Origin of the sequence: Arminella tubonensis, from assembly GCF_003240585.1 — a bacterium.
Lineage (GTDB): Bacteria > Pseudomonadota > Alphaproteobacteria > Rhizobiales > Rhizobiaceae > Rhizobium > Rhizobium tubonense.
Map to the genome: position 1 here is coordinate 57,594 of NZ_PCDP01000069.1, position 15,851 is coordinate 73,444.

Genomic DNA, 15,851 nt, shown 5'->3' on the forward strand with positions numbered 1-15,851 from the left:
CCTTGGGTGTCTGTGGCGGTCACCCCACCCCGGAGCTTCGCTCCGACCCTCCCCCTCAAGGGGAGGGTGGTGCTATGACCTTTGATCCCTCGACCCTCCGCCAATGGTGGGCCAAACCCGTTCAGCCGCGTCCAATCGTCATTTTCGGTGCCGGCAGTATCGTCGGCGACGCACATCTGCCGGCCTACAGGAAAGCCGGGTTCCCTGTGGCGGGACTGTTCGATCCGAACCGCGAAAAGGCCGAGGCACTGGCAAGCCAGTGGGGCATCCGCGCTTTTGCGACGCGGCAGCAGGCGCTGGCTGTCGAAGGCGCGATCTTCGATCTGGCGACGCCGCCTGCCGCACATGCGAGGCTGCTGAGCGTTATGCCGCGCGGGTCGTTTGCACTTATCCAGAAGCCGTTGGGCGGCGACCTCGTGCAGGCGACCGAGATATTGAAGGTCTGCCGCGAACGGGACATCCAGGCGGCGGTCAATTTCCAGCTCCGTTTCGCCCCGATGATGTTGGCGCTCTACGACGCGGTTAGGAGTGGCTATCTCGGCGAGATCGTCGACTTCGATGCCCTGCTGGCGCTGGCGACGCCATGGGGACTATGGCCCTTCCTCAAAGGGCTGCCGCGTATCGAGATCGCCATGCATTCGATCCACTATTTCGATTTCATTCGCGGGCTGCTCGGAAATCCCCTTGGCGTGCATGCGAAGACGATTGGCCATCCGAACCACGACGTGGCGCAGACCAGGACGGCGGCGATTCTCGATTACGGCGACAAGGTACGGTGCGTGCTGTCGGTGAACCATGACCATGATTTCGGTCGCAAGTTCCAGGCCTGCGAATTTCGTATCTGCGGGACCGAGGGTGCCGCCTATATCAAGCTCGGCGTCAATCTCGATTATCCCCGCGGCGAGCCGGACGAACTGTGGATCCGTCCCGCCGGTGGCGACCAATGGGTCGAGGTGAAGCTCGAGGGTGCGTGGTTTCCCGATGCCTTCGTCAATCGCATGGCCAATCTGCAGCGTTTTGCTTCGGGCGAAGACAAGGTGCTCCTCGGCTCCGTCGAGGACGCCTGGCAAACCATGGCACTCGTCGAGGCCGCCTATCAATCGAGTGCGCAGCCGGCAACGCCGATCGCCGCTCTTCCGAAAGCCTGAGGCATGTCAGAACAGACGATCTATTTCGAGGACTACGCGCTGAATGCGGTGCGGCTGACCAATGGCCGGACGATCACCGAGACCGATTTCGTCGTCCACGCTGGGCATACTGGCGATTTCTTTCCGCATCATATGGATGCGGAGTTTGCCAAGACGCTGCCGGGCGGCCAGCGCATTGCGCACGGGACGATGATTTTTGCAATCGGCGTCGGACTGACAGCATCGCTGATCAATCCGGTTGCCTTTTCCTACGGTTATGATCGGCTCCGGTTCATTCGCCCGGTTCATATCGGTGACACTATCCGGACGCGCGTGACCATCGCCGCCAAGGAAGACGATCCGAAGCGGCCCGGTTCCGGCCGTGTCGTGGAGCGTTGCGAAGTTCTCAACCAGCGCGACGAAGTGGTGCTGGCGGCGGACCATATCCTGCTCGTCGAACGCAAGTCGACCAAGGCGAATTGAGAGAAGACCGATGGTGAAGCTCAAAGGAATGACCTGGTCGCATCCGCGCGGCTACGACCCGATGGTGGCCTGCTCGGCGATCTGGCAGGAGAAGACAGGCGTCGAAATCGCCTGGGAAAAGCGTTCGTTGCAGGATTTCGAATCCTTCCCGGTCGATGAGCTTGCGGCCGCCTATGACCTGATTGTCATCGACCATCCGCATGTGGGACAGATTACTCGCGAGAATTGCCTGTTGCCGCTCGATAATCCGGAGTTCGGCTCCGAGTTGGCAGAGATTGCCGCCGGCACCGTCGGTCGGTCGTATCCGAGCTACAACTGGCAAGGCCGGCAGTGGGCTTTTCCGATCGATGCGGCGACACAGGTGCAGGCTTACCGCCCGGACCGAATAGGCGGCCCGGTCACCGACCTGGAGGAAATCGTTTCGCTTGCGGCTAGCGGCAAGGCGATCCTTCCGATGCGTCCGCCGCATTCGTTGATGACCTTCTATACGCTTTGCGCCCATCTCGGCTTTCCCTGCAATGTCGAGGGGCCGGAATTGATTGGCATAGCAGACGGGGCGGCGGTGCTGGATTGGATGGCGCGGTTGATCGGCCACATGGATGCCTCCTGCGACGCCATGGATCCGATCGCGGTGCTTGATCAGATGGGCGAGGTTGATTGCCGCTATCATGTCTCGCCGTTCATCTACGGCTATGTCAGCTATTCCGTTGCGGGCTTCCGCCCAGTGCGCGTCGCCTTCGCCGATATCCCCGTGATCGCGGGCGGCGCTCCTGATGGCTCAGCGCTCGGGGGAACGGGCATCGCCGTCTCTGCGAAGACGCGAGCACCGGATGAAGCAAAAGCATTCGCGAGGTGGATAGCCAGCGGCCCGGTTCAGGCCGGACCCTATGCCGGATCGAATGGCCAGCCGGGCCACTCCGACGCCTGGACCAGCCGCGACGTCAATGCTCGTACGCTCGACTTCTACCGCAGCACGCGCGCCACGCTGGAAGGTGCATTCGTGCGCCCACGGCATGACGGCTATATGGCATTCCAGCAGCGGGCCTCCGAACTGATTACCAGTGGACTACGCGAGGGCACTCGTCATACAACTCTGGTCGATCGGCTGAACCAGCTCTTTGCCGCTTCACTTCAAGCGTGATTGGCGCTTCTCGCCTGATGCGCGGTATTTCGTAACAAGACCCAGAGATAGAGATAGGGATTTAGACATGGGACACGGACTGGAAGGCAAGGCTGTCTTGATCACGGCCGCCGGACAAGGGATTGGCCGCGCGACGGCGGAACGCTTCATCTCGCTCGGCGCGCGCGTCATCGCCACCGACATCAATGAGGCGGCACTTTCCACGCTCGAGGGCGCTGAAACCCATGTCCTCAACGTGCTCGACAGCGACGGCGTCAAGGCCTTTGGCGAGAAGATCGGGGTCATCGACGTCCTCTTCAACTGCGCCGGCTTCGTCCACAACGGAACAATCCTCGACTGCGAAGAGAAGGATTGGGACTTCTCCTTCAACCTTAATGCCAAGGCGATGTACGTGACCTGCAGGACGTTCCTGCCGGGCATGCTGGCAAAGGGCAAGGGCTCGATCGTCAACATGTCGTCCGTTGCCTCCAGCGTGAAGGGCGTTCCCAACCGTTTTGCCTATTGTGCCTCAAAGGCTGCGGTCATCGGCCTCACAAAGTCGATCGCCGCCGATTTCGTTGCCAAGGGCATCCGTGCAAATGCGATTTGCCCGGGCACGGTCGACAGCCCGTCGCTGCATGACCGCCTCAGGGCGACCGGCGACTACGACAAGGCGATGAAGGATTTCATCGGGCGTCAGCCGATGGGCCGCATCGCCGATCCGAAGGAGGTTGCGGCGCTCGTCACATATCTCGCCGGCGACGAGGCGGGCTTCACGACCGGCCAGATCCACGTCATCGACGGCGGCTGGACGGCCTGAGGTCACCAAAGCGCCGCGTACTTCAAAAGGCCTCGACCGGTTCGGGGCCTTTCGTTTGGGCGGCTTCTTGCTCGGCGTACCGTGAAGCGTATATCAAGGTGCTAACCACTGAGATCGGAGCGTCGGCATGCAGCTGGATGAAAAGCAACCACCGGCGCGTTCCCCGGTGATCAGGCTGTTCTTAAAACATCAGAGCGTCATCCTTGCAGCGGTTGCCAGTTTCGCAGTCTTCATCCTGTTGACGCCGGGCCAGTTCACCGCCAGCAACTTTCTCACGAGCTGGAATTGTGGCGCCGTCCTCTATATCGGGCTTACCTGGTATCGGATGCTGAGGTCGAACGTCCACCTTATCCGCAAGCGCTCCGCCGACCTCGATTTCTCTGAATTCGTCGTGCTTTTCCTGGCGATCGCGGCAGCTCTAGCCAGCATCGGCGGGATCGCTCTCGAGCTCGGCGGCATCAAGGACGTCGCGCCGGAGGTTGCCGCTGCGCGTGCCGGGGTAGCTATCATCACCATCCTGATTTCCTGGGTATTCCTGCACACATTATTCACGACCCACTACGCGCACCGCTTTTATGCGGACCCCGGCGAGCGGCCGGCCCTTCGCTTCGCGGACAACATCGAAGAGCCTGATTATTGGGACTTTCTCTATTTTTCCTTCACGATCGGCGTCGCGGCCCAGACGGCTGACGTTGCGATCGCCACGCCGCTGATGCGGCGGCTGGCCTTGTTGCACAGCGTGCTGTCATTCCTCTTCAACACGACGATATTGGCGCTGGCGATCAATGTCGGCGCAAGCCTGCTTTGACGCGAACAGGTCTCGAGCGGAGAGGCCTGTAAACCATCCAGTGGCGGTTCAGTTCTCTTCTTCGTTCACCTTTAACTTTTAAAGGTTGGTTCACTTTTCGAATGCTGACGCCCTGACGCTCGTCAGAGGACGGCGTTGCCGGCCATCAGCGCGAGCACCAGGAAAATCAGGAAGATGATCAACGCGATGCCGAACAGCACGCGGGCAATTGTGGCTGTCGCGGCGGATACGCCGGAGAAGCCGAGGAAGCCGGCGATCAGTGAAATAACGAAAAATATAAGAGCCCATTTCAGCATAGCATTGTCCTCTGTGTCGCTCGAAACAGAGACGCGGGAACGGGCGAATTGTTCCACGGCTATCAACATTTAGAGGCTCGGGCCTCCCTTCGAGGAGGCCCGATTATTCGGTCGGACGCGTGGCTCAACCGTGATTGATCATCACGTGGCGCACGGCAGTGTAGTCCTCCAGCGCATAGACCGACATGTCCTTGCCATAGCCGGACTGCTTGAGGCCTCCATGCGGCATTTCGTTGACCAGCATGAAGTGAGTGTTGATCCAGGTGCAGCCATATTGCAGGCGTGCCGCGGTCTGCATGCCGCGGCTGATGTCCTTGGTCCAGACGGAGGATGCAAGGCCGTAGTCGCTGTCGTTCGCCCAGGTCACCGCGTCGTCGACGTCGGTGAAGCGGGTGACGGAGACGACCGGGCCGAAAACCTCGCGCCGTACGATCTCGTCGTCCTGCGTGGCTCCGGCAATCACCGTCGGGGCGAAGAAGAAGCCCTTGTCGCCCGAGGTCTTGCCGCCCGCAGTGATCTCCATGTGCTTATGCTCGGCAGCTCGGGCGACGAAACTCTCGACGCGGTCGCGCTGGCGCTTGGAGATCAGGGGTCCGATTTCGTTTTCGGTATCGTCGGCGAGGTTGTACTTGATGCTGGAAACGGCGGAGGACAGGTCGGCGACGAACCTGTCGTAGACCTTGGCGTCGGCATAGATGCGGCAGGCGGCGGTGCAGTCCTGGCCGGCGTTGTAATAGCCGAAGGTGCGGATGCCGGCGACGACAGCGTCGATGTCGGCGTCGTCGAAGATGATGACCGGCGCTTTGCCGCCGAGTTCAAGATGCGTACGCTTGACCGTCTTGGCTGCAGCCTGCAGCACCTTCTTGCCGGTCGCCACGTCGCCGGTGATCGACAGCATGCTGATCTTCGGATGATTGATAAGCGCGTTGCCGACGGTCTCGCCGCGGCCGAGAATGACGTTGACGACGCCTTCAGGCAGGATCTCCGCCAAGAGCTTTGCCATTTTCAGGGCTGAGAGGGGCGTCTGCTCGGACGGCTTGAAGACGACAGTGTTGCCGCCGGCAATGGCGGGAGCAAGTTTCCACGCCATCATCATCAGTGGGTAGTTCCAGGGCGCGATCGAGCCGATGATGCCGATCGGGTCGCGACGGATCATCGAAGTGTGGCCGGGCAGATATTCGCCGGCGACCGGTCCGTGCAGGTTGCGCACGGCGCCCGCGAAGAAGCGGTAGCAGTCGACGATCGCGGGGATTTCGTCGTTGAGCACGGCGTTGATCGGCTTGCCGCAGTTGAGCGCTTCGAGCGCCGCGAAAGCTTCCGCGTCTTTCTCGATCGCGTCGGCGATCTTCAGCAGGTAGGCCGAGCGCTGGCTCGGAGTCGTCTGCGCCCAGCTTTTGAAGGCCTTTTCGGCGGCGTCGACAGCGCTGTCGATCTGACCGAGCGAGGCCTCGGGCAGCTTCAGCACGGTTTCGCCGGTCTTCGGGTTGAGGATGTTCTCTTCGGTCTCCGTACCGGCCTCGAAGCGGGCGCCGATCAGCATTGCGGTGTCCATGACATTCTCCTCGTTGATTTATTTGCCGCCGCCGGCGATCTGGTCGCCGTCGCGGGTGAGATAGTAGGCTGCCAGGATCGGCAGGAAGGTGACGAGCACCACGACCATGGCGACGACGTTGGTGACGGGGCGCTGGCGCGGCCGGATCAGCTCCTCGAGCATCCAGATCGGCAAGGTCATCTGCTGGCCACCGGTGAAGGTGGTGACGATGACCTCGTCGAAGGACAGCGCGAAGGCGAGCATGCCGCCGGCCAGCAAGGCGGTGCCGATATTCGGCAGGATGACGTGCCGGAACGTCTGGAAGCCATCAGCCCCAAGATCCATCGAGGCCTCTATCAGCGAGCCGGAGGTTCGGCGGAAGCGGGCGACGGCGTTGTTGTAGACAACGACGACGCAGAAGGTGGCGTGGCCGAGCACGATGGTCCAGACCGAGAACGGGATGTCGAACAGGCTGAAGGCGGAGCGCAGCGCGATACCGGTGACGATGCCGGGAAGGGCGATCGGCAGGATCACCAGCAGCGAGATGCCCTCGCGGCCAAAGAACTTCGTCTGGCTGACGGCGGCAGCGCAAAGCGTGCCGAGCACCAGCGCGATCGCTGTCGCGATGACGGCGACCTGGACTGAGAGGGCCAGCGCGGTCCAGACGTCTGGCCGGTTCCAGGCAATGCCGAACCATTGCAGGGTCAGACCCGGCGGCGGCCACTGATAGCTCTTTTCCTCTGTCGTGAAGGCGTAGACGAAGATCAAGAGGATCGGCAGATGGAGGAAGAGCAGGCCGCAGGCAGCGCCGATCTTCAAGGGGAGCGGGGAGCGTTGGTTGCGATCAGAGCGCATCGAAAGCTCCCTGTCTCTTGGCGATCCAGAGGTAGATCGCCATGATGACGATCGGCACGACGGAGAAAGCGGCGGCAAGAGGGACGTTCCCTGCAGTTCCCTGCTGGGCGTAGACGGCCTGGCCGATGAAAAGCCGCGAGGAGCCGATGATCTGCGGGATGATGTAGTCGCCGAGGGTCAGCGAGAAGGTGAAGATCGAGCCGGCGACGATGCCGGGCAATGCCAGGGGCAGCAGGACGGTTCGGAAGGTCTGGCCCGGGGTAGCTCCGAGGTCGGACGATGCCTCGATCAGATTGCCGGGGACGCGCTCGAGCGCTGCCTGGGTCGGCAGGATCATGTAGGGCAGCCAGACATAGACGAAGACCAGGAAGGTGCCGATATAGCTGACCGAGAGCGAATTGCCGCCGATCACGGGCAGGCGCAGGATGCCATCAAGCAGCCAGCTGAGGCCGATCTTGGCGAAAATCCAGGTCAGGATGCCTTCCTTGGCGAGGATCAATTTCCAGGCGTAGACCTTGACGAGATAGCTGGACCAGAGAGGCAGCATCACTCCGAGATAAAACAGCGCCTTCCATTTTCCCTTGGCGTAGCGCGCGGCATAATAAGCGATCGGAAAAGCGACGAAGGCGGAGGCGATCGTCACCATGGCGGCCATGATGACCGTGCGGAGAATAATATCGAAATTCGACGGGTTCAGCAGCTGCGCATATGTCGACAGCGTGAATTCGTAGCTGATCAGGCCGGAGAAATCGTCGATCGAGAAAAAGCTCTGAAGCAGCAGCGTCAGCAGCGAGCCGATGTAGATGATCCCGAGCCAGAGAAGCGGCGGCGTCAGCATCAGGAAGAGCAGCAGCTTCGGCCGCCGCCAGAACAGGTCGGAGAGCCGTCCGAAGAGGCCGCCGCGTCCCGGTAGGATCGATGTGGCCGGCGCGGTGCCGATGGTTGCGAGAGCGGCCATCATGCGGCGTCATCCATGTAGTGCACGTCGGTCGGCAGCCACGAAAGCTTAACGGAGGTGCCGGTCTCGGGGATCGGCAGGCCGGCGGGAACAGTCACGTGCAGCCGCGTGCCATTGGCTTCCACGGCGAGACGCGTGGCGGCGCCGAGGAAATTCGTCGCCTGTACAGTTGCCGCAACGCCATCCTTGCCGGCGAGCCGGATCGCTTCCGGTCGCAGGCTCGCCCAGCGTCGCTCGCCGCCGAGCGACGACATGGTCTCGGGCGAAATGATGTTCGACGATCCGACGAAATCAGCGACGAAACGGGTTCTCGGCTGCTGGTAGATCTCCTGCGGAGTGCCTTCCTGCACGATGCCGCCGTTATTGAAGACGGCGACCCGATCGGCCATGGAAAGGGCTTCGCCCTGGTCGTGGGTGACGAAGATGAAGGTGATCCCCAGTGCCCGCTGCAGGCTTTTCAGCTCCTCCTGCATCTGCTCGCGCAGCTTGAGATCAAGCGCACCGAGCGGTTCGTCAAGCAGCAGAACTTTGGGCTTGTTGACAAGGGCTCTGGCGAGCGCCACGCGCTGTCGCTGGCCGCCGGAGAGCTGTCCAGGTTTGCGGGTGCCGTATCCCGGCAGCTTGACCAGCTCAAGCGCCTGCTCGGCTCCCCGCGTTCGCTCTGCCTTGCCGACCCCCTTGACCATCAGCCCGTAGGCAACGTTGTCGAGGATGTTCAGGTGCGGGAAGAGGGCATAGTCCTGGAAGACGGTATTGACGTTGCGCCTATAGGACGGAACGCCTTCGGCGGTCTCGCCGAAGATCTTGATGTGGCCGGATGTCGGCTGCTCGAAGCCGGCGATCAGGCGGAGGCAGGTTGTCTTGCCGGAGCCGGAAGGGCCGAGCATGGCGAAGAACTCGCCCGGCGCGATCTCCAGGTCGACGCCGTCGACGGCGCGGACCTGGCCGAAATGGCGGGACACCTTCTGGAAACGTACGGCGGCTGTCATGTGATGCTCCGGATCAACGGCTGGGTCAATCTCCCCCCTTGTGGGGGAGATGTCGGCAACGCCGACAGAGGGGGGTGAGCCACGAGCTCGGGGCCACCCCCCTCTGTCACTTCGTGACATCTCCCCCACAAGGGGGGAGATTAGCTCCGGGACCCGATCACCGCCCGCCGATCACGCCGATGTAGTCCGATACCCAGCGATGGTAAGGCACGCATTCGGTTTGGCTGGTGCACTTCGCCGTCGGGGTTTTCCAGAAGCTGATCTTGTCGAAGTGATCGTAGCCGTTGGTGGCGCAACCGGTGTCGGTCATCAGTTCATTGCCCTTGCAGGCAGCGGGAACGGAGGGCAGTGCGCCGAACCAGGCGGCGGCATCGCCCTGGACCTTGGACTGCAGCGAATGTTCCATCCACATGTAGGCGCAGTTCGGATGTTCGCTGTCGACGTGCAGCATTGTCGTGTCGGCCCAACCGGTCGCCCCCTCATCGGGGAAGGTCGAGGCGATCTTCTGCTTGTCGGCCTGCAACAGGTTGACCTGGAACGGCCACGAGCCGGATGCTACGACGCCCTCGTTCTTGAAGTCGTCGGTCTGGATCATCGCATCGTGCCAGTAACGGCTGACGAGCTTGCGCTGCCCGCGAAGCAGGTCGAGGGCTGCCTTGTACTGGTCCTCGTTCAGTTCATAAGGGTTCTTGATCCCGAGTTCCGGCTTGTGCGCCATCAGATAGAGGGCGGCATCGGCGATGTAGATGGGGCCGTCATAGGCCTGGACGCGACCCTTGTTGGACTTGCCGTCCGGGAGCGTCATTTCCTCGAAAACGACTTTCCAGCTTTTCGGCGCCTGGTCCTTGAAGGCATCGGTATTGTACATCAGGACATTCGGCCCCCAAAGGTAGGGTACGCCATAATGGACGCCGTTGACGGTATGCCAGGGAGCGTTCTTCAGCCGGTCGTCGAGCGTCTTCCAGCTCGGGATGAGATCGACGTTGATCGGCTGGACGCGCTTGCCGGCGACGAGGCGGAGCGATGCGTCTCCCGATGCGGTGACGAGGTCGAAGCCGCCTTCGTTCATCAGCGCGACCATTTCGTCCGAGGTCGCTGCAGTCTTGACCGAGACCTTGCAGCCGGTTTCCTTTTCGAAGCCGGTGACCCAGTCATAGGCCTTGTCGCTCTCGCCCCGCTCGATGTAGCCGGCCCAGGCGACGATGCTGACGGCACCTTCACCCTTGCCCAGCGTCTTCAGCGGTTCGGCGGCAACGACTTGAGTGGCGAAGCTTAGCGCTGCCAGCGCAGCCGTGCATGAGTTCAGCAGATGCTTCATCGCAGTCTCCCGGTTTGGGCCACTTTTGTGGCGTTCTGTTCCCGGAAAGAAGATTGACGCGATTTCGCCGCATTCGCAAATTCATTTATCAGAACGACGTTATCGGAATTTCCGATAACGTCAACGCTGGCGGCCGGACCGCATGGTTTCGGCGATGCCGACGAAATCGCGGGCGGCCTGCGGCAGGTTGGAGCCTTTGCGCCAGACCATGCCGACCTGAACGACCGGCAGCGAACCCGATACGTCGCGGCTTTCGATGCGGTCGCCTTCGAGCGACCATGGGCGATACACCAGATCCGGTAGCAGCGCGACGCCGGCTCCGGTGGCGACGAGGCTGCGGACCGCTTCTACCGACCGGGTTCGAAATGCGACATGCGGCCTGGCGCCAAGCGCGCTCAGCAGCTTGCCGGTATTCTCCTCGATCTCGTCGATCGTCAGCATGATCAGCGGTTCGCGGGTGATGTCGGCAACGCTGATGATATCGGCCGAGACAAGCGGATGGCCGAGCGGCAACCAGAGGCGATAGGGTGAGGTCTCGAGGATTTCCGCCTGCAGCGCCATGCGGTCGCGCAAGTTGGAGATGACCATAACGGCGACATCGAGCTCGCCTCCGACCAGCAGATGCTCCAGATATCCGCCGTTGTCCTCTATGGCGGTCACTTCGACGCCCGGGCAGGCGCGGCGGTAGCGGGCCAACAGGTCCGACAGGACATAGCCGGCGACCAGCGATGTGACGCCGATATTGAGCGTGCCGCCCGGCTCATTCGTTTGCCCGGAAAAGCTGGTTCGGGCGTCTGAGACGGTTGACAGGATCTTGGTCGCGTGGCGGAGAAACTGATGGCCGTTGTGGGTGATGGAGAGGCCGCGCGGATGGCGATCGAAGAGTTCGACGCCGAGGTCGTTCTCCAGTTCCTTCAAGGCCTCGGTGACCGACGACTGCGAGATCGACAGGTTCTGTGCCGCACGGGTTACCGAGCCCTGTTCCGCCACGGCGACGAAATATTGAAGCTGTCTCAGCGTGAATGCCATGGCCGGTTAGACCATGCCGGCAAGGCGGATGGCAAGCGTCAGGAACCGCCCAAGCAGCGTTGCCGAAGCTGAAGATTCCGAAGCAAAAGAAAGGTGTTGAATTCACCGCGGATCTTTTGCGCTCAAAAAAACATAGCCGGCGATAGAGTAAGGCGCAATTCAACGCCATTGCCATGCGGAAGTCTGCAAAATCAATGCTGTAGTCCAACGGAAACAGTTGGACCTTTTTTGGTAGCTGAAGCATTTCTGCGCCCGGTGGCACCTCCCCTTTAAGTATTCTGAAACAGGATGTCTTTAGCGTCGAGGTTGATTAAGGTTGTAGTGTTGGAGTGCTTTATGGCGGAGCAGTTGGCTTGAAGGCCCTACTGCACATTTTCCGGCTCTCCCGGAAGCTTGTACTGATTGTCGGCGGAGTGGCCTTGTTGATGGGCTCCTCCGGCGCATTCGCACTTTATATCGGCAGTGACAGGCTGCTTGGGCCATCGTCCTCGTCCACCAACGGTCTGGTCTGCACTGACGTCAACCTGGTGACAATTCGCAAGCAGAACCGCGTCTGGATCCGCAAATATATAACCACAGACACCACCGATGGCCTGACGCGGGTCAAAACGGCGCTGCGGGTAGCGAGAGCGGTGTACGAGGCCCAGAAGCCGGATCTTGTCCAGGTCGTCGTGCTCGACAAGCACGGCCCGACGTTGCGCTCGGATATCCGTGGTCGGGCATTGGGCGCCGACGTCGTCTATGTGCCGGACCCGACGAAGGTCGAGGATGGGGCGGTCGATGCGCCATACACCGCGCGGTACTATGACGGCACCGCCAGTGATGAGGGTCTGTTTTACGGCGAACGGGTCGAGATGCCACTCAAGGACATCGACGGCGTGATCGCTTCGCTCAAGGATCACAGCGACTGCGAGAACCCCGTCGCCGCCGATGCGACGAAAAGCGAAGACGGCGCGAAGGGCAAGAAGAAAGTCGAAAAAGCAGATTCCGGGGAAAAGATTGATCACGGCACGACCGGTAGCATAGCGCTGCCGGCGAACGGCGAAACAAATCTGCCGGCAACGGTCGCGAACTAAAGCGCATCGCGTCAAAACGCGGCCAGGCGACCCCTCAAGTCTTTGTCCTATGCATGTCGTCGTCCCAAAACCGCTATGCGCTTTTGGGCGGCTTGCATTTGTCCGATCCGATTGCTTCCCAACAACTTGAAAACAAAAGAAAGGCCCGGTGGGAATACCGGGCCTTTCCGCTCTCTGATCGGAGGTCAAGCCAAATCAGATAGTCTCGTTATGAGATTGTATTAGAAGCTGCGCTGGAAGCGAAGGATACCAGCCCACTGATCTTCGTTGATCGAATCCCAGTTGGTGTAGGAAACTTCTGGCTCGACGAGCAGGTCCTTGACCGGATGGAACTGAAGGTTCGCAGTAGCAGCGAAGATCTTCGAGTCGGTGTAAGCGAGCTGACCAGCAACCTTGAACTTGTCGTTGATCGGAGCGCTGACGCCACCCCAAACTGCCCAATCACCCCAGCCGATACCGGAAGCGTCGCCGCCACCGTTTGCGCCGGCGTACTTGTTCAGCTTGTCGCCGTCCGTGTTCCAGCCGCCCATCAAGAATGCGCTGAAGCCGCCGAAGTCAGCGTCTACACGAGCCTTGATAGCACCTTCTTCGACGATCGAGTCGTAACCGCCAACAACCTTGAAGGACCAAGCGCCGGCCTTGTAGCCGAGACCGAGGACGCCATCAGGAGCATAATGGTCGGAGCTGTCTTCGCCGTTCGAACCAGTTGCACCAGTACCAGAATTGGTGTCTTCGATCGAGATCACAGCCGTGAAGCCGTTGCCGGCATCATAGTTGTAGGTCAGCTGGTTGAGTTCGTACGGGCCGTCATAGACCACGTCGTCGTTGATGACGTCGCCGGCATAACCGGTGAAGACGTTGAACTGCGAGTCTTCCTTACCAACGGTGAAGCCACCGAGGCTGATGCTTGCATGCAGAAGGTTGGTGCCGGTGGAACCACCTTCCTGCCAATCCCAACGGATTTCAGTGTTGGTCTTCAGGGCGCCGTATTCGCTATCAGTTGCAGTCTGCAACTGCAGTTCAGCGCGGGTATGCCAAAGCGTGCCGCGAACGTCGTTCGGGTTGTAGGCGTTGTACCATTCACCTTCAGTACGAACCTTGCCGCCGATCTTCAGGCAGGTTTCCGTGCCTGGGATGTAGAAGTAGCCTTTGCCGTATGCATCGCAGATGCGAACGTATTCGAGTGGTTCCGGCTCGGCGGCAACGATAGCGTCAGCCGCGTGAGCGCCGGATACTGTTGCCAGGGCAGCAGCGGAGCCGAGAAGTAGGCTCTTAATGTTCATTGTATCTCCATTCGATTTGAACTTGTGTGATTATCGAGCCGACAAGGCCCGCCCGACAGTCAGTCCGTTTCCCCAATGCGAAGCTTCAAGCTTCATTCCATCAACCTGCATTTGCGATCACTAATTTGCAAGCGCCTAAAGCACCGGCTTTCACAAAACTGTGATATATGTTGCTGAAATAACGCACAGTAAGGCATGCTTAGGAAGTTCAAATTAGTAAGCTTTGCTTCCAATATAATCGATACTAAGGTTTACTTATGAAATAATTATCGGGAAGTATCGCGCATAATATTCAAATAGTCGTCGACTACTTATGAAAATAACCTCAAGAAACGAAATTTATTCCGCGTAATACGATCGTATAAAGTGAATTTGTACTAAAGAATACATAGTAACGCTAAAAATACGGATTTCTCTCCTCATAAGGCCCCATTTTCAGGTGCAGGCAATCAAGGGATGAATCATAATATTAATCGCGTTTAGCATGTAATTTTTTTCGGATGGAACCATTGCCGATTTATCGGAGGCAGCTACGCAGGCTATCTAGCAGTCCACACCTGGGGAATGCCGGAATTGCCTCCAGGTCGCCGGCGAAAAGCAAAAAGGCCCATCGCGTCGATGGGCCCTTTCGTTCAGATGAGTCGCGTGAGGTTGATCTTGTCAGTCCGCCTTGTTGCGGCGGGCCGGGAACAGGATGATATCGCGGATCGACGGAGCGTTCGTGAGAAGCATGATCAGGCGATCGACGCCGATGCCGAGACCGCCGGCGGGCGGCATGCCCTGATCGATGGCGTCGAGAAATTCGTCGTCCAGCTGTTTGGCGGTTTCGCCGCGTGCATGGGCTTGTTCCAGCTGCTCGACCATGCGCTTGCGCTGTTCTTCCGGGTCGTTGAGTTCCGAGAAAGCGTTGCCGAGTTCCCACGCGTTACAATAGGTTTCGAAGCGTTCGACAAGACGCGGCTCGCCGGGCACTTCCTTGGCGAAGGGTGAGATGTCCTTTGGAAAATGCGTGACGTGCGACGGCTGGATGAGCGTGCCTTCGACCTTCTCCTCGAAGATGTGTGCAAGGCACTCGCCCCAGGTCGAATCCTTCTCGACTTCGAAACCGGCGGCCTTGGCCGCGGCGCGGGCTTCTTCGTCGGTCTTCATTGCCAGGAAGTCGATGCCGGTGGCTTCCTTGACGGCATCCGGCATCGGCACGCGCTTGAACGGGCCCTTGAAGGATATCTGTTTGTCGCCGAAGGCAAATTCGGTGGTGCCGTGAATGGTCATGGCCAGCTCGCTGAACATCCGTTCGACGAGGTCCATGATGTCCTCGTAGTCAGCGTAAGCCCAGTAGCACTCCATCATCGTAAATTCGGGGTTATGCCGGGTGGAGACGCCTTCATTGCGGAAGTTGCGGTTAATCTCGAAGACCTTGTCCGTCAGGCCGGAGACCAGCGTACGCTTGAGAAACAGCTCGGGCGCGATGCGCAGGTACATGTCGAGCTTCAACGTGTTGTGGTGGGTCTTGAACGGCTCGGCGGTGGCGCCGCCATAGACCGAGTGCAGCATCGGCGTTTCGACTTCCATGAAGCCGTCGTTTTCCATGAATCGGCGAATGCCGGAGACGATCCTACTGCGCTGCTGGAAACGGAGCTTCGATTCCTCGTTGGTCATGATATCGAGGTGGCGCTTGCGGTAGCGCTGCTCGATGTCCGAAAGGCCATGCCACTTTTCGGGCATCGGAAGAAGCGACTTCGTCAGCATTGTGATTTCGCGAGCGTTGATCGTCAGCTCGCCACGCTTGGTGCGGCGGACGATGCCGGTAACGCCGATGATGTCGCCGATGTCGATCATCGGCAGGAGCGCACGCGCTTCCTCCGGTGTGGTGTCCTTGTGGCTGAAGATCTGGATCTTGCCGCCTGCATCACGGATGTCCATGAACATGCCGGAGTTGCGGGAAGAGTAGACGCGGCCGGCAACCGTCACGAGGTCGGTGGTTTCGGTATCAAGCTCGAGGCCGGCATATTTCTCGGCGAGCTCGGCATTGGTGATCGTCCGGTGGAAATGCGCCGGGTAGACATCGCCGATCTGCTCGCGGAGCATTTTCAGCTTCTGGGCGCGGACTTCTGTCACGTCGGAGGAGAGGGCCGTGGTTTCTGTCTTTTCGGTCATT

Annotated in this window: 15 protein-coding genes; 6 read left to right on the plus strand and 9 right to left on the minus strand. The window is 60.0% G+C overall.

Annotation, left to right across the window (positions count from 1 at the left end):
* Window positions 1-74: 74 nt before the first annotated feature.
* The 5 genes from CPY51_RS28840 to CPY51_RS28860 all read left to right on the plus strand — a co-directional run bounded on the left by CPY51_RS28840 (window position 75) and on the right by CPY51_RS28860 (window position 4,358).
* The gene (locus tag CPY51_RS28840; protein ID WP_111163663.1) at window positions 75-1,148 is read left to right on the plus strand and encodes a Gfo/Idh/MocA family protein; all 1,074 of its coding nucleotides are present in this window, start codon (window positions 75-77) and stop codon (window positions 1,146-1,148) included.
* Window positions 1,149-1,151: 3 nt separating this feature from the next.
* The gene (locus tag CPY51_RS28845) at window positions 1,152-1,610 is read left to right on the plus strand and encodes a MaoC/PaaZ C-terminal domain-containing protein (RefSeq protein WP_111163665.1); all 459 of its coding nucleotides are present in this window, start codon (window positions 1,152-1,154) and stop codon (window positions 1,608-1,610) included.
* A 10-nt stretch (window positions 1,611-1,620) separates the two neighbouring features.
* Entirely contained in the window at window positions 1,621-2,751 is a 1,131-nt protein-coding gene (locus CPY51_RS28850) for an extracellular solute-binding protein (protein ID WP_111163667.1), read from the plus strand.
* 67 nt (window positions 2,752-2,818) lie between these two features.
* Complete coding sequence (locus CPY51_RS28855; protein ID WP_111163669.1) at window positions 2,819-3,550, plus strand: SDR family oxidoreductase; 732 nt, start codon at window positions 2,819-2,821, stop codon at window positions 3,548-3,550.
* Between the two features lie 127 nt (window positions 3,551-3,677).
* The gene (locus tag CPY51_RS28860) at window positions 3,678-4,358 is read left to right on the plus strand and encodes a DUF1345 domain-containing protein (RefSeq protein WP_111163671.1); all 681 of its coding nucleotides are present in this window, start codon (window positions 3,678-3,680) and stop codon (window positions 4,356-4,358) included.
* A gap of 122 nt (window positions 4,359-4,480) precedes the next feature.
* Here the strand turns inward: CPY51_RS28860 and CPY51_RS28865 are convergent, their stop codons facing one another.
* The 7 genes from CPY51_RS28865 to CPY51_RS28895 form a co-directional block, all read right to left on the minus strand.
* Window positions 4,481-4,654 (minus strand): DUF1328 domain-containing protein, encoded by a 174-nt coding sequence (locus tag CPY51_RS28865; RefSeq protein WP_111163802.1) that lies wholly within the window; start codon window positions 4,652-4,654, stop codon window positions 4,481-4,483.
* Window positions 4,655-4,778: 124 nt separating this feature from the next.
* Window positions 4,779-6,206 carry a gamma-aminobutyraldehyde dehydrogenase gene (locus CPY51_RS28870; RefSeq protein WP_111163673.1) on the minus strand — a complete coding sequence of 476 codons (1,428 nt, stop codon included), beginning with the start codon at window positions 6,204-6,206 and terminating at the stop codon, window positions 4,779-4,781.
* Between the two features lie 18 nt (window positions 6,207-6,224).
* Window positions 6,225-7,040, minus strand: a complete 816-nt coding sequence (locus tag CPY51_RS28875; RefSeq protein ID WP_111163675.1) for an ABC transporter permease — start codon at window positions 7,038-7,040, stop codon at window positions 6,225-6,227.
* Window positions 7,030-7,998, minus strand: coding sequence for an ABC transporter permease (locus tag CPY51_RS28880; protein ID WP_111163804.1), 969 nt, complete (start codon window positions 7,996-7,998; stop codon window positions 7,030-7,032). Before CPY51_RS28880 ends, CPY51_RS28875 begins: the two co-directional genes overlap by 11 nt.
* Window positions 7,998-8,987: an ABC transporter ATP-binding protein gene (locus CPY51_RS28885; protein ID WP_111163677.1), complete on the minus strand. Its 990-nt coding sequence runs from the start codon at window positions 8,985-8,987 to the stop codon at window positions 7,998-8,000. Before CPY51_RS28885 ends, CPY51_RS28880 begins: the two co-directional genes overlap by 1 nt.
* A 157-nt stretch (window positions 8,988-9,144) precedes the next feature.
* Window positions 9,145-10,305: an ABC transporter substrate-binding protein gene (locus CPY51_RS28890; RefSeq protein ID WP_111163679.1), complete on the minus strand. Its 1,161-nt coding sequence runs from the start codon at window positions 10,303-10,305 to the stop codon at window positions 9,145-9,147.
* Between the two features lie 120 nt (window positions 10,306-10,425).
* Window positions 10,426-11,334, minus strand: a complete 909-nt coding sequence (locus tag CPY51_RS28895; RefSeq protein WP_111163681.1) for a LysR family transcriptional regulator — start codon at window positions 11,332-11,334, stop codon at window positions 10,426-10,428.
* A 353-nt stretch (window positions 11,335-11,687) separates the two neighbouring features.
* On the opposite strand from CPY51_RS28895, the gene CPY51_RS28900 reads away from it, so the two are divergent.
* Window positions 11,688-12,410 (plus strand): hypothetical protein, encoded by a 723-nt coding sequence (locus CPY51_RS28900; protein WP_244598816.1) that lies wholly within the window; start codon window positions 11,688-11,690, stop codon window positions 12,408-12,410.
* Window positions 12,411-12,631: 221 nt separating this feature from the next.
* On the opposite strand, the gene CPY51_RS28905 is transcribed toward CPY51_RS28900, so the two are convergent.
* Window positions 12,632-13,693, minus strand: coding sequence for a porin (locus CPY51_RS28905; protein WP_111163683.1), 1,062 nt, complete (start codon window positions 13,691-13,693; stop codon window positions 12,632-12,634).
* 660 nt (window positions 13,694-14,353) lie between these two features.
* Window positions 14,354-15,850 carry a lysine--tRNA ligase gene (lysS, locus tag CPY51_RS28910; protein ID WP_111163684.1) on the minus strand — a complete coding sequence of 499 codons (1,497 nt, stop codon included), beginning with the start codon at window positions 15,848-15,850 and terminating at the stop codon, window positions 14,354-14,356.
* Between the last annotated feature and the right edge of the window lies 1 nt (window position 15,851).

Coding starts and splice junctions, on each gene's coding strand:
- CPY51_RS28880 (WP_111163804.1), bottom strand. CDS start 7,998: ATGGCCGCTCTCGCAACCATCGGCACCGCGCCGGCCACATCGATCCTA.
- CPY51_RS28855 (WP_111163669.1), top strand. CDS start 2,819: ATGGGACACGGACTGGAAGGCAAGGCTGTCTTGATCACGGCCGCCGGA.
- CPY51_RS28870 (WP_111163673.1), bottom strand. CDS start 6,206: ATGGACACCGCAATGCTGATCGGCGCCCGCTTCGAGGCCGGTACGGAG.
- CPY51_RS28840 (WP_111163663.1), top strand. CDS start 75: ATGACCTTTGATCCCTCGACCCTCCGCCAATGGTGGGCCAAACCCGTT.
- CPY51_RS28850 (WP_111163667.1), top strand. CDS start 1,621: ATGGTGAAGCTCAAAGGAATGACCTGGTCGCATCCGCGCGGCTACGAC.
- CPY51_RS28875 (WP_111163675.1), bottom strand. CDS start 7,040: ATGCGCTCTGATCGCAACCAACGCTCCCCGCTCCCCTTGAAGATCGGC.
- CPY51_RS28895 (WP_111163681.1), bottom strand. CDS start 11,334: ATGGCATTCACGCTGAGACAGCTTCAATATTTCGTCGCCGTGGCGGAA.
- lysS (WP_111163684.1), bottom strand. CDS start 15,850: ATGACCGAAAAGACAGAAACCACGGCCCTCTCCTCCGACGTGACAGAA.
- CPY51_RS28885 (WP_111163677.1), bottom strand. CDS start 8,987: ATGACAGCCGCCGTACGTTTCCAGAAGGTGTCCCGCCATTTCGGCCAG.
- CPY51_RS28845 (WP_111163665.1), top strand. CDS start 1,152: ATGTCAGAACAGACGATCTATTTCGAGGACTACGCGCTGAATGCGGTG.
- CPY51_RS28905 (WP_111163683.1), bottom strand. CDS start 13,693: ATGAACATTAAGAGCCTACTTCTCGGCTCCGCTGCTGCCCTGGCAACA.
- CPY51_RS28890 (WP_111163679.1), bottom strand. CDS start 10,305: ATGAAGCATCTGCTGAACTCATGCACGGCTGCGCTGGCAGCGCTAAGC.
- CPY51_RS28860 (WP_111163671.1), top strand. CDS start 3,678: ATGCAGCTGGATGAAAAGCAACCACCGGCGCGTTCCCCGGTGATCAGG.
- CPY51_RS28865 (WP_111163802.1), bottom strand. CDS start 4,654: ATGCTGAAATGGGCTCTTATATTTTTCGTTATTTCACTGATCGCCGGC.